This is a genomic window from Pseudoalteromonas sp. G5_S1_54_S4 (genome assembly GCF_054968565.1).
The window spans coordinates 97,991-110,676 of sequence record NZ_JBQKUL010000002.1 but is presented as its reverse complement, the minus strand read 5'-3'; the positions used below and the strand labels follow the sequence as shown (position 1 = coordinate 110,676).

Sequence of the window (12,686 nt, the reverse complement as noted above, 5' to 3'; positions counted from 1 at the left end):
CGAGGAAAAGCACATGACAAAATCACACACACACGTAAGCAGCGATCCGTTGCAACAAATTCGCTGGCTCACATATATGATGTTTTTTATGTTTGCCATGACCTCCGATGCCGTTGGCATGATCATTCCCGAGCTCATAACTGAATTTGGTTTAAGCATGACCCAAGCCAGCGCATTCCACTATGCGCCTATGGCACTCATTGCCTTTAGCGGATTATTTTTAGGCTTTTTAGCCGATAGCCTCGGGCGTAAAAAAACGATTATGCTTGGGTTATTAATATTTTCTGCGAGTTGCTTTTTATTCGCCATTAGTAGCAGCTTTATATTTTTTGTTTTTTTGCTTTGCTGTATTGGTTTAGCTATTGGCTTATTTAAAACCGGCGCTTTGGCGTTATTAGGCGATATTTCTCATAGCAACGCAGAGCACACTAAAACCATGAACAAAGTGGAAGGCTTTTTTGGTATTGGTGCCATTGTTGGACCTGCACTTGTTGGTGTATTACTGGTACAAAATGTAAGTTGGACTTATTTATATATTATTGCCGGTATTATGTGCCTAATTTTAGCGTTTTTAGCGTGGCGTGCAGAGTATCCGAGCGTTGTTAAAAGCACTGAAAAGCCCGCTTCACTTGCTACTACCATGAAAATGATTAAAAACCCCTACGCGCTTGGCTTTTCGCTCGCCATTGCGCTTTATGTTGCAACCGAGGTTGCCATTTACGTATGGATGCCGACGCTGTTAAAAGACTACACAGGCTCTTGGCCCCTTTTGGCAACCTATGCACTCACCATATTTTTTATACTGCGTGCCGCAGGGCGTTTTATTGCTGTGTGGTTATTAAACCGCTATAGCTGGCAAGGTGTTATGGCTTACTTAAGTTTAGGTATCGCATTGTGTTATGTGGGTACTTTAGTCGGTGGCGTTGATTGGGCTGTTGGTTTATTGCCGCTTTCAGGGTTATTTATGTCGATGGTTTACCCGACCTTAAACTCCAAAGGAATATCGTGCTTCCCGGTACAACAACATGGTGCAGTTGCTGGGGTTATATTATTTTTCACTGCACTTTCAGCCGCATTAGCGCCTTTATTTATGGGTATGATCAGCGATTACTTTGGTCATGTACGTTATGGTTTTTACCTTGCAACCGGCTTTGCCATTATTTTATTTTTAGCGATGCTGTTTAACTATTTCCGTGACCCATCAGCCTGCGCTTTACAAGAGAGCAACCTAATAACTGAGTAAATCAACAAATTGGGGGCTAAAAAAACACTATATAAATCAATAGATGAGTAAAAAAACAGCAAATAAAGAATAAAATAATTTGCTTATTGTAAAAGATTTGTTATTTTTACTTAATCGATTAAGTAAAGATAACAACCCCCTTCGGGCTCACAAAACGAGGGGCTCACAAAACGAGGCGTTCACATGACAACACACAACACACCTTTATATTTAATGAGTGCTTTAGCGTTGGCTGTAAGCCAAGGCGTTTATGCACAACAAGAAGAGCAAAACACACAAGCGCAAGCTAACAAAGGTCTTGAGACTATCGTTGTAACTGGTGTACCACGTCGTACAACCATTATGGCATCTAGCTCATCAGTGAGCAGTTTATCGCTTGCTCAAGTTGAAGTATCTACACCGCGTTCAACTGCTGAAGCGTTTAGAATTATTCCGGGCGTACGCTCAGAATCAACCGGCGGTGAAGGTAACGCAAACATTGCTGTACGCGGCTTACCTGTGGCCTCTGGTGGTGCTAAGTTTTTACAATTACAAGAAGACGGTTTACCCGTTATGCAATACGGTGATATTGCTTTTGGTAACGCTGATATATTTATGCGCCTAGATAATACCGTACAAACTATCGAATCAATTCGTGGTGGTTCGGCCTCGACTGCAGCAAGTAATGCACCGGGCGGCATAATTAACTTTATATCTAAAAATGGTGAAAACGAATCAGGCAGTGTTTCTACAACACTGGGCCTTGATTACGACACTATTCGTACAGACTTTGAATACGGCACTTACCTTAGTGATAGCGTACGTTTTCATGTAGGTGGTTTTGTGCGCCAAGGTGAAGGCCCGCGTGAAACAGGTTACACATCAAATAAAGGTGGGCAAATTAAAGCCAACCTTACCAAAGACTTTGAAAACGGTTACGTGCGTCTTTATTACAAACATTTAGATGACAAAAGCGTGGGTTACTTACCAATGCCAATGTATGCAAATGGTGACTCAATCCCAGGGTTTGACGCACAATCAGATACCCCGCATTCAGCATTATTTACTAAAACAGTGCGTTTAAATGGCGAAAATCAAATTAGTAGCGGCGATATTCGCGATGGCATGAACCCGCAAGTTGACTCAGTGGGTTTTGAAGCTGTATTTGACTTAGATAACGATTGGCGTATTGAAAACCGTTTTCGTAAATCCTCTGTTAGCGGTAACTTTAATTCACTTATTCCTGCTGAAGTAGGCAGCGCGACTGCTATTGCACAAAGTATTGGCGGCGCAGGTGCAACGCTTAGTAATGCAAATACCGGAGCTGCATTTAATGACGATTTAGCCATGCGTATTCATACGTTTGACGTCACAATGAACGACTTTGACTCTATTGTGAACGACTTCAAACTAACTAAATCACTAAGCGATGATACAAGCGTTACGTTTGGTTACTATGCTTCAACGCAAAATATTGCTATGTCATGGTTATGGAACTCTTACCTAATGGAGCTTAAGGGCGATAATGCGGCGCTACTAAATGTAACAGCTGCTGATGGTACAGCGTTTTCTGAAAATGGTTTATATGCATACGGAACGCCTTTTTGGGGTAACTGTTGTCAGCGTGATTACGATACAGAATACGATACCCGCGCCCCGTACGTTTCATTTTCAACAAAAGTGGGTGATGTAAGTATCGATGCCAGTGCTCGTTACGATAGTGGTGAAGCACGCGGCAACTATGCAGGTGCCGTTACCTCAACGGTCGATATGAATCGCGATGGAGTGATTTCAGTTCCTGAACAAAATGTAGCAGGCATTGATACCGCAAATGCTAGCCCAGTAAATTACGATTGGGATTATGCATCCTATTCAATTGGGGCTAACTACCAAATAGATTCAAGCCTTGCGACATTTGCAAGACTGAGTAAAGGTGGCCGCGCAAATGCTGACCGACTTTTATTTGGTAAAGTACGCGCTGACGGTTCGGTTGCTGATGAAGATGCCGTTGATGAAGTAAACCAGTATGAATTTGGGGTTAAAAAACGTTTTGATTCACTCTCAGTTTTTGCAACAGCGTTTTATGCAGAAACAGAAGAGCAAAACTTTGAAGCAACATCGCAAACCTTTTTTGACCGTGAGTACGAAGCAAAAGGGATTGAAATTGAATCAACTTACTTCATCGATGCATGGGATTTTCGTGGTAACTTAACATGGACTGATGCAGAAATTGCTAAGGATGCACTTACACCTGAAGTGGTAGGTAATACGCCACGCCGCCAAGCTGATTTAATCTACTCTTTAATGGCTCGTTATAGCTTTGATAAAGGTGCTGCCGGTGTCAACTTTATTGGTACTACTGATGCTTACGCTCAAGACAATAACGACCTTAAATTTGACGGCTACACTCAAGTAAATGGCTTTGTAAGTTACGATTTATCTGAAAACCTTAATATTGCACTTAATGTAAATAACTTATTCGATACGGTAGGTATTACAGAAGCTGAAGAAGGCTCAATTCCAGATAATAACATTATTCGCGCCCGTACTATTAATGGCCGCACAACATCAATAACGCTTAAATACGCGTTTAACTAACCATCTTTAGTGTAACAAACGCTGAAGCTATGTTTTTCAGCGATTGTTACACTAACTTTAATTAGTTTTAATAATTCTCCCTTGAATTTTGACCTAGCTCTGCTGGGTTTTTTAGGATTTACACTATGACCAAATTACTTAGCCTCGGCGAGCTACTTATTGATATGCTGCCACAAGATTCTCAAAACAGTGCTTATTTGCCCATTGCAGGAGGTGCCCCTGCCAATGTAGCGGTAGGTTATGCAAAGTTAGGCGGCAAGGCTGCTTTTTGTGGCGGTATGGGTGATGACTACTTTGCTAAACAATTAAGTAAATCGCTTGAGCAATATAAAGTAAGTACAGAGTACTTATTTACGATTAAAGACTCTCAAACGGCCGTGGTTATTGTGAGTTTAGATGAAACCGGTGAACGCAGCTTTAATTTTTATCGCCACAATACGGCTGATTTACTGTTAACGAGTGATCACTTAAGCCATATTAAATGGGATGAATTGAGTACCCTACACTTTTGTTCCAACACGTTAACCAATCCAGCCATTGCAAATACCACCGTGTGTGCTTTAAAGCTGGCTAAAAACAACCATAAACTCGTTAGCTTTGATGTAAATTTACGCTATAGCTTGTGGCAAAATAGCAATGACATTGAACACAATGTACACGCGTGTTATGCCTATTGCGACATTGTTAAGCTATCGCGTGATGAGCTGAACTTTTTAGCTGAGCAAACACAGCAATCACCTGATGATTACTTACAGTCTATTTTAAATATAGGTGTAAAGTTGGTATTTTTAACCGATGGCCCTGCACCGGCAACGGTTTACCATAAAGGGTTTATATTAAATGAATCGGCGCCAATCATTAATGCTGTGGATACTACCAGTGCCGGTGATGCGTTTATTGCAGGCGTGTTATATTATTTAAATCACACCGATGAAAATAGCTCGCTCATCGAAAAAATTAATAATGAGCACCTAATAAAACACGCTTTAAGTTTTGGTTTGCGTTGTGGCTCTAAAGCCTGCTTAGCCAAGGGGGCATTTCCCGCATTACCTACACTTCAAGAGGTATAATACCAATCCGCAATAATACTTAATCATTTACGAGGCTAAACGTGTCGCTATCTGCGTTAAAAAATTCTCATTTAGAACAACTAAATAGCAATTTTTTTGCCTAGCTATCAACACGTTTTTCCAGCCTCAAAATAGATCACTTAATTAAGCGAATTGGTATAAATACTTTAAAAATAAAGGCCGATTATGGCCTTTATTTAAGCATCCGCTTCTTCATCATTACTTTTTAACCATTCTAAAGCCGCAGTGGCGTTCTCAAAGTATTGAATTTCACCTGATACAAACCAACTGCCTAATTTAGCGATGGTTGATTGCCAGTCTTTGTTGCCGTATATGGCTATTTTTTTAAATTCTTTGTTATGCTTTAAGCCAAGTTTTAAATCATCCCATGCAGCTCTAAGTTCCCAGCCATCAAGCTCAGTACCATCTATGAGTACATTAACAATAGGATGTTTAACTTCGCCAAGCGCAGAGTCAATCATCGGCGTGATCACCTCATAATCTTTGTGAGTGAGTGTACCTATAGCTTTTAAGGTTAAAAAAAACTCGCAACCAGAGCGCTCAATACCAATAGATAAGCCGTGTGTTAAATTTACCATAACCCGAACTCCACAATAATATGAGCATCAAGTATAGATGATAGCTTATTAACCAATAGTGAAGTAGTTCAAAAAACAGGCACATCACTTTTATTGTGCCCATTTTAATTAAATGCTTAATTATGCATTTTTAAGCCGTGCTATTTGGTTTTCAACATCTGTTAAATGACCGATTTTAAGCCACACTCTGGCTCCTTCACTGCCTGCTGTTGCTTTAATTTCGCTGTTAGGCGGCACTCTTAACCAGCTGTGCTTTACTAATGTATCGCCCTGCTCTTCAAGCGAGCCTTCAAGAACTAAAAGCTCGCCCCCACCTAAGGCGTTTAACGATATTTCACTGTTAGGTGCAAATGCAAAAATACTCACCTCTTCAAAGGCATCTTTATAAAGAGAAACTACATTTACATTACTAAACTCAGGGTGAGGAACACTGCACATGGTATTAGTTTGCAAGCGAACATGCTCTCTATCCTCTGGCTGAAACTGCCATAATTTCACAAATATAACGCACCCGTTTTCAGAGCTTGGTGTATGTTTTGACTCAGGCGGATTGCGAATATAAGAGCCCTTGGGGAAATCACCATGTTCATCTTGAAAAACACCTTCAAGCACAATAAATTCTTCACCGCCGGTATGTGTATGGGCAGAAAAATGGCTGTTTGGCGCATAACGTACAATGCTGGTTGCGCGTGCAACCTCATTGCCCACTCTATCAAGTGGACGCCTATCAACACCCGCCATCGGTGAGGCTATCCATTCTAACGATTCGCTATGTACAACAACACGTTCGCTAAAATCAGCTGCAATTTTCATATTTGACTCCATATCTAAACAGCAATACTTGGACGCTGAGCGACCTTTTCTTGCCATGCTATTAAATGTGATAGCTCACTAGGAATAGCTATTTTTGCAAAGCCTGCAAACACCAGACCGGCGTACAAAGTAATATCTGCAACACTGAATTCTCACCAGCAACATAAGCAGAGTTAGCTAATACGCTATTAAAATAAACAAAGCCTTGGCGCGCTTTTTCACCTTGCTTTTCTCCCCAAGCAACATTTTGATAGGTTTCAAGCGCTGGGCCTAAGCATGATGAAAGTAAGTGGCTACAGCATCAAGTACCATTGACTCCGCACGCTTTTGCATCATATTAATCACCGCGCGTTCTTTTGCCTCAACACCTGTTAATGAAGGGCCAGCAAAAGCGGTATCAATATATTCAGTAATCGCGGTGCATTCTGCTATAAACGTTCCATCATCTAGCTCTAAAACAGGTACGCCTGCTAAGGGGTTTTTAGCTAAAAAAGCCTCAGTACGGTGCTCACCATTTATAAATCGACAGCAACAAACTCTACTTTATCAGTCGCCTTTTTTCAGCAAGCGCAATACGTACACGTAATGGATTAGGAAAGTTTTCTACATCATAAATTTTCATAATTATCTCTTTATATTTTTAATCACAGTTTGAGCTAATACTGGCAAGAACAATTACCTACCTACTGGTAGGTAATTTATATTAGGATCTCGACCTTTGCAAACTAAAAATAAAAGAGCTTGAAAATAACTACCTACTGGTTGATAATTTTTTGCAGCGATATGAAGGAAGTTTAAAATGACAAAAAAAGCAGCCCTGTTAAAAGCAGCAGAAAACAAAGTTAGACTTGGTGGCTATAGCAATTTTAGCTTTAGAGAGTTGGCCAATGAAATTGGTATTAAAAGTGCCAGTGTGCATTATCACTTTCCAACTAAAGCTGATTTAGGTGCAGAGCTTGCGCATCAATATACCGATGCCTTTATCGCTGTACTTGGTGAACCAGAGGCACACAAAGCAAACGGTAAAAACCCTATTGATATTTACACTCAGTTATTTAGAAATGCACTCGTGATTGATAAAAAAATGTGTTTATGTGGCTTGCTCGGCGCAGAAAGCGACAGCCTACCTGATAAAGTGCGGGTTGAAGTTCAGCGGTTTTTTAATAAAAATTTAGCCTGGTTAACCCAAGCACACGCTGCGAATGGTGAAAAAAACCCTGCTCGCGCGGCAATACAAACAGTGAGCTTATTAGAGGGGGCGATGATGATTAGTAAAACCCTAGATGATATCAGCTACTTCGAACAAGCCACTTTTTAGCGATTGGCGATCAAGTATAAAAAAAGCGAGCCTTTATAAGGCTCGCTTTTACATTTTTGAGATTACGATTTATTAAGCCGTACGCACTTTATGCTTTGAATGCACAACAGCTAATACAATAAACCCTATAACAGCCACCACTGCACCAATCGGTTTACCTAAATCACTTGATAAGTTTAACCCTATTGCCGCAGTCATTATGTATGACAAGGTCACTGCTGTAGCGATTACTGCTGGTATACTAGTGATCCAGTGGAATGTACCACGGTCAAATAAATACTTGGTCGCAAGCCACAACACACTGGTTGAAAGCAGCATATTTGAGAATGCGAAGTAGCGCCAAATCACAGAGAAATCGAGCTTAGTCATAAAGTAAGCAATGGTTAAAATAGGGATTGCTAGCAATAAACGATTACGTAAACTTTGCGGAATACTAAACGCATCAACCACGGTCAAGCGCAGTGAACGAAACGCCGTATCGCCTGAGGTAATAGGGAAAACAGCAACAGCAATAATTGCCATAATACCACCAAATACACCTAAGTAGCTGTTTGCAATATGGTTAACCACCAAACCTGGACCGCCTAAATCAAGCATAGCTTTTAAACCCGCATAGCCTTCAGGGAAGGCAGCAATACCCGCTAATGCCCATACACAACCTACAATGCCTTCACACATCATCGCACCGTAATAAACTGGGCGTACGTATTTTTCATTGGTTAAACAACGGGCAATAATAGGTGCCTGTGTTGAGTGAAAACCACTAATAGCACCACAGGTAATGGTTATAAATAGCAGCGGCCAAGTGGGCAGTCCATCAGGATTTGGTGCTAAGAAGTCATGAGCGTGATCGGCCTCAAAGTATGCTAAAAAGTCGCCCGCTACTGGTAAATGCGGTGCGTTTATTAGCAGTGATACCGCAATAGCTACTGTCATCACAATCATTAACAAACCAAAAATAGGGTAAAACTTAGTGATGATTTTATCAATGGGTAATAACGTAGCTAAAAAGTAGTAAGCTAAAATAGCCAAAACCCAAAAGGTATTATTTGCAAATATTGTATCCTTAAATATATCAAGGTTACTTAATAATCCTGCCGGGCTCATAATAAATACAACACCAACAAAAAATAGTAGCATCGCAGTAAAAATAAGCATAAAGCCTTTAAATACAACGTTGTAGTAGTGCCCTGCTATTTCCGGTAAGCTTTTACCGTCTTCTTTTATACTCATTACTCCTGAGAAGAAGTCGTGTACAGCGCCACCCAAAACATTACCAAGCACAATCCATACAAGCGCAACCGGACCATATAATGCACCCAATATTGGGCCAAATATGGGGCCTACGCCTGCTATATTTAAAAATTGAATCAAAAATGCACGAACAGGGTGAATTGCAACGTAATCAACACCTTCGCTAAAGCGTTTTTGTGGTGTGTCGACCGTTGAATCCATGCCCGCTTGCTTTTCAACAAACGGGCTATAAAACTTATAGCCTAATATTAAAATAGTTAGGCAAATAAAAAAGATGATGAAAAAGCACGCAACAATGAGACGTTTGGCTAATGCTCTGGCAAAATCAAATTTATTCAAAAAAATTAAACTAAGTAACAGCATAAGTTACTTATAAAAAAACGTTAAAAGTGCTTATATTGCGACTAAAATCTATACGCCAATTTACAACAATAGCTACACCTGAATGATTAATTAGCCTACGATAAACATTATTACTACTTTTAATGTACTGCCGTTGGCCTACGTGGCTTTATAAAAAACAAGGATGCCCTCAATGACACAGTTTACTACGCCCGATTTATACGATGAACATCGCGACCATGTGCAAGTCGCTGACAGTGGCTTGCAACACTTTGGTAATAAAACTCTCTTTTATGGTCAAGTAGTGACTGTCACCTGCCCAGACGATAACTCGTTTGCTGGCAACATATTACATGAAAATGGTGAAGGCAAAGTGTTGATTGTGGATGGCTTTGCTAGTAAGCGCTTTGCCTTCATTGGCGATATGATTGCAGAGCGAGCCCTAAAAAATGGCTGGCAAGGCATTATTATTAATGGTTGCTGCCGCGATATTGAAATTCTTGCCACGCTTGATTTACCCGTGATGGCACTAGGCGCTACGCCACGCTGCACCACTAAGCGCGGTTTAGGTGCCAAAGATCACCCGGTTAATATGTTAAACACCACAATTAATACCGGTGATTGGGTATATGCTGATGTAAACGGCTTAATAATTAGCTCTAAAGCGTTGTTTTAACCCCTCGTAATAGTCGTTAACAAAAAAAGCAGCTCGAAAGCTGCTTTTTTAATTTATATGGTTTTTTAAAACCCAAATTCTCAGGTTAAAATTAAAGTGCTAACCATACATCGGTTGAGCCAGGTTCGTTCCCTTGAGTCCACCACTTAGCTTGGTACTTATTACCTTGATAAGAAACTTCATCACCACTGTTATAAATAGCCGTTGGCTGCCAAACTTCGACACCCGTACCATCTGTAGGCTGTGTTGTTACTTCCCATGCACCGCCTAAATCAGGACGCTCACCTTGAGTCCACCATTTTGCTTTATATTCAACGCCGTTATAAGTAACGACATCGCCACCAACGTATGCAACACTCGCATCCCAATCTCCTGTTGGTGGAGTGGTAGTATCACCATTTGTCACTGTTACGCTAAAGCTTTGCGTTGTGGTTAATGCGCCATCACTGACTGCAACTGAAACAGTGAAGTTTGTATCTGTATCTACAGCGCCTGCCTCAATGCTCACATTTGCACCGCTGCCCACTAACGTTAAGCCTGTTGGTACTGTCCACGTATATGTAAGCGCATCGTTTTGTGCATCGTTTGCAACTACAGCAACACTTGCTGATGCGCCTTCGTCAACACTAACATTAGCAATTGCATTAACACTCGGTGCTGTATTTTCGCCACCTGATGTTGGCGCAATAACATTAACAACAACATCACGATTCACTGTTGCTTGACCATCTGATACCGCAACGGTTGCAACATACTGTGTATCTGTAGTCACTGTTGGCGCATTAATAACCAGTGATGATGTATTTTGTCCAGATACTACTAGCGCGCTATCAGCACTCCAGCTAAAGCTCAGTGGATCGTTATCTGCATCGGTTGCAGAAACCGTTACTGTGATGCTCTCGCCTGAATTAACAGACACAGATGAAGACACTGAAACAACCGGTTTTTTATTATTTGGCGGCGCAACTACGCCCCCTAAGCCATCATGCATTGCATTTAGAATGTCACCATTGTCAGCATCAATTTCCCATGCAAATAAACCGCCTAAGTTATGCTGATTAACATACGCACCTTTGGCCAGCACAGACTTACGGCTATCATAGGTGATCAGTTTACCAGTTGAGCGATTCCATACATAAGCGGCTTGTGCTTGCTCATCATAACCCACTTCAAAACCATTAATACCGGTGCCTGCCGCACCAATCATATTGGCTTTAACGCCCTTGTAATCAATAACTCCATCTTCCCATACACCTTGTGCCGTGGAGCCTTTTAATGGGCCATTACCAGGGGCGGTCATTGGGTTACCATCAACCGCTGCATTTTGCGGGTAAACACCTTCCCAACCACGGCCATACATGGCTGTGCCGACGACGATTTTTTTCGATGGTACATTTTGCGCAAGTAACAGCTGTACTGCATTATCGGTGGTATAAGCAGGGCCTTTACGAGGTTCGCCATTTTCATCAAGCCCAGTGCCATTACATTGACCAACACTCATGTGCTCGCCACAGTAAAGTGCTGTTTGGTGTCCGGTTACGTTACTCCATGCGCCATAAAAGTCATAGGTCATGGCAAAAATGTAATCCATGTACTGGCTTGCGGCTTGATAATCTACATCTTCAATTTTATCGTAACCAGCACCAATGGCTGAGGTTAACTCGTAAGTACGACCCGTTTCTGCTTCTAGTTTATCAAGCATATCGCGTAGTTCTTGCATTAATGCAACATAGGCTGGGCCATCGTTAATTGGATCGCCAATATCAGGATTGGGACCGTCACCACCTGGGAATTCCCAGTCAATATCAACACCATCGTAAAACTTCCAGGTTCTTAAAAACTCTTCCATTGAGGCAACAAAGGTGTCGCGGTTTGCTTTATTAATAAAACCACCACATGGGTCTGATAACGTCCAACCACCTACAGATGGTAAAATTTTAATATCTGGGTAACGCTGTTTTAGTGCGATTAACTGCGAGTAAGTACCACGAATGGGATCTTTAGCATCAACCCCTGGCAATGCTTTTTGTACTGCGGCCCATGGGTCGTGAATAACCACTTCGTAATCTGCAGAGCCGGCACAAGCGGTTTCAAGTGCACGTTTAGGACCACCCGATAACGATGCGTTTTCACCACAAATTGGAATGAAGCCATACAAAATATGACTCAGGTTTTGTGCTGGCATATTCGTTACATCGTAATCACGGCCATAGATCCCCCACTCAACAAAGTAAGCGCCCGTCACTAAATCTTGCTTAACGCCAATATCACGGTTATTTGGGTCAACATCCATAGGTAATGGTGCTAAATGTCCGCCGTCAGTGTCAGCAATTACAATTGGCTTACCCGCACTTCTCGCACAGGTCGTGCCGCCTTCACATAGTTCAACATACATTGTATGGCGGCCTGCTTTATCATAAGGGAATGAAATAGTGCCACTTTTAGAACCAGCAGCAAGCGTGCCCTCATTTACTAGCATGTCATCAAAGTACACTTTATAGCTATCGCCGCCATCACCGCTCCACGCACTCCATTCAATGTTGATATTAACTTGCTCAACACGGGTAACCAGCTGTTTGTAAGAGCCGTTTCCTTCAAGGTCTACCTCAACAAACGAATATTGCTGTGGCTCCCAATTAATACTTGGTGTAGAAGGCGCTGCCGATACAGAACCGGCAAATAGTGCAACACCCATAGCTGCGGTTAATTGTTTAATATTCATATTTCTCTCTTATCTATTTTTAATGTGATTATTTTGGTTTAATAAGTTTGAACTACAAAACTTAGGCTTTTA

General features: G+C 41.4%; 9 protein-coding genes and 1 pseudogene. 5 read left to right on the top strand and 5 right to left on the bottom strand.

The features are described from left to right. Nucleotides 1–13: 13 nt before the first annotated feature. The 3 genes from ACTRWE_RS01685 to ACTRWE_RS01675 all read left to right on the top strand — a co-directional run bounded on the left by ACTRWE_RS01685 (nucleotide 14) and on the right by ACTRWE_RS01675 (nucleotide 4,890). Nucleotides 14–1,243 carry an MFS transporter gene (locus tag ACTRWE_RS01685; RefSeq protein WP_024602703.1) on the top strand — a complete coding sequence of 410 codons (1,230 nt, stop codon included), beginning with the start codon at nucleotides 14–16 and terminating at the stop codon, nucleotides 1,241–1,243. A 183-nt stretch (nucleotides 1,244–1,426) separates the two neighbouring features. Then, on the top strand, nucleotides 1,427–3,820 hold the full coding sequence (locus ACTRWE_RS01680; RefSeq protein ID WP_013463014.1) for a TonB-dependent siderophore receptor: 2,394 nt from the start codon (nucleotides 1,427–1,429) through the stop codon (nucleotides 3,818–3,820). A 125-nt stretch (nucleotides 3,821–3,945) separates the two neighbouring features. Then, complete coding sequence (locus tag ACTRWE_RS01675; protein WP_462879390.1) at nucleotides 3,946–4,890, top strand: carbohydrate kinase family protein; 945 nt, start codon at nucleotides 3,946–3,948, stop codon at nucleotides 4,888–4,890. Between the two features lie 197 nt (nucleotides 4,891–5,087). Here ACTRWE_RS01675 and ACTRWE_RS01670 read toward each other — a convergent pair whose 3' ends face one another. The 3 genes and pseudogenes from ACTRWE_RS01670 to ACTRWE_RS01660 all read right to left on the bottom strand — a co-directional run bounded on the left by ACTRWE_RS01670 (nucleotide 5,088) and on the right by ACTRWE_RS01660 (nucleotide 6,924). Next, nucleotides 5,088–5,489, bottom strand: coding sequence for a SpoIIAA family protein (locus ACTRWE_RS01670; protein WP_013463012.1), 402 nt, complete (start codon nucleotides 5,487–5,489; stop codon nucleotides 5,088–5,090). Nucleotides 5,490–5,609: 120 nt separating this feature from the next. Then, complete coding sequence (locus ACTRWE_RS01665) at nucleotides 5,610–6,302, bottom strand: cupin domain-containing protein (RefSeq protein WP_427565601.1); 693 nt, start codon at nucleotides 6,300–6,302, stop codon at nucleotides 5,610–5,612. Nucleotides 6,303–6,316: 14 nt separating this feature from the next. Continuing rightward, nucleotides 6,317–6,924: pseudogene (locus tag ACTRWE_RS01660) on the bottom strand (glutathione S-transferase family protein). Between the two features lie 177 nt (nucleotides 6,925–7,101). Here ACTRWE_RS01660 and ACTRWE_RS01655 point away from each other — a divergent pair. Continuing rightward, on the top strand, nucleotides 7,102–7,620 hold the full coding sequence (locus ACTRWE_RS01655) for a TetR/AcrR family transcriptional regulator (protein ID WP_013463009.1): 519 nt from the start codon (nucleotides 7,102–7,104) through the stop codon (nucleotides 7,618–7,620). 72 nt (nucleotides 7,621–7,692) lie between these two features. On the opposite strand, the gene ACTRWE_RS01650 is transcribed toward ACTRWE_RS01655, so the two are convergent. Continuing rightward, nucleotides 7,693–9,153: a carbon starvation CstA family protein gene (locus ACTRWE_RS01650; protein WP_462879407.1), complete on the bottom strand. Its 1,461-nt coding sequence runs from the start codon at nucleotides 9,151–9,153 to the stop codon at nucleotides 7,693–7,695. A gap of 256 nt (nucleotides 9,154–9,409) precedes the next feature. Between ACTRWE_RS01650 and ACTRWE_RS01645 the strand changes: the two genes are divergently transcribed. After that, nucleotides 9,410–9,892 (top strand): putative 4-hydroxy-4-methyl-2-oxoglutarate aldolase, encoded by a 483-nt coding sequence (locus tag ACTRWE_RS01645; protein WP_462879389.1) that lies wholly within the window; start codon nucleotides 9,410–9,412, stop codon nucleotides 9,890–9,892. A 91-nt stretch (nucleotides 9,893–9,983) separates the two neighbouring features. Here ACTRWE_RS01645 and ACTRWE_RS01640 read toward each other — a convergent pair whose 3' ends face one another. Next, entirely contained in the window at nucleotides 9,984–12,614 is a 2,631-nt protein-coding gene (locus ACTRWE_RS01640) for a glycosyl hydrolase family 18 protein (protein ID WP_462879388.1), read from the bottom strand. Nucleotides 12,615–12,686: the final 72 nt, after the last annotated feature.

Coding starts and splice junctions, on each gene's coding strand:
- ACTRWE_RS01685 (WP_024602703.1), top strand. CDS start 14: ATGACAAAATCACACACACACGTAAGCAGCGATCCGTTGCAACAAATT.
- ACTRWE_RS01670 (WP_013463012.1), bottom strand. CDS start 5,489: ATGGTAAATTTAACACACGGCTTATCTATTGGTATTGAGCGCTCTGGT.
- ACTRWE_RS01680 (WP_013463014.1), top strand. CDS start 1,427: ATGACAACACACAACACACCTTTATATTTAATGAGTGCTTTAGCGTTG.
- ACTRWE_RS01675 (WP_462879390.1), top strand. CDS start 3,946: ATGACCAAATTACTTAGCCTCGGCGAGCTACTTATTGATATGCTGCCA.
- ACTRWE_RS01645 (WP_462879389.1), top strand. CDS start 9,410: ATGACACAGTTTACTACGCCCGATTTATACGATGAACATCGCGACCAT.
- ACTRWE_RS01640 (WP_462879388.1), bottom strand. CDS start 12,614: ATGAATATTAAACAATTAACCGCAGCTATGGGTGTTGCACTATTTGCC.
- ACTRWE_RS01665 (WP_427565601.1), bottom strand. CDS start 6,302: ATGAAAATTGCAGCTGATTTTAGCGAACGTGTTGTTGTACATAGCGAA.
- ACTRWE_RS01655 (WP_013463009.1), top strand. CDS start 7,102: ATGACAAAAAAAGCAGCCCTGTTAAAAGCAGCAGAAAACAAAGTTAGA.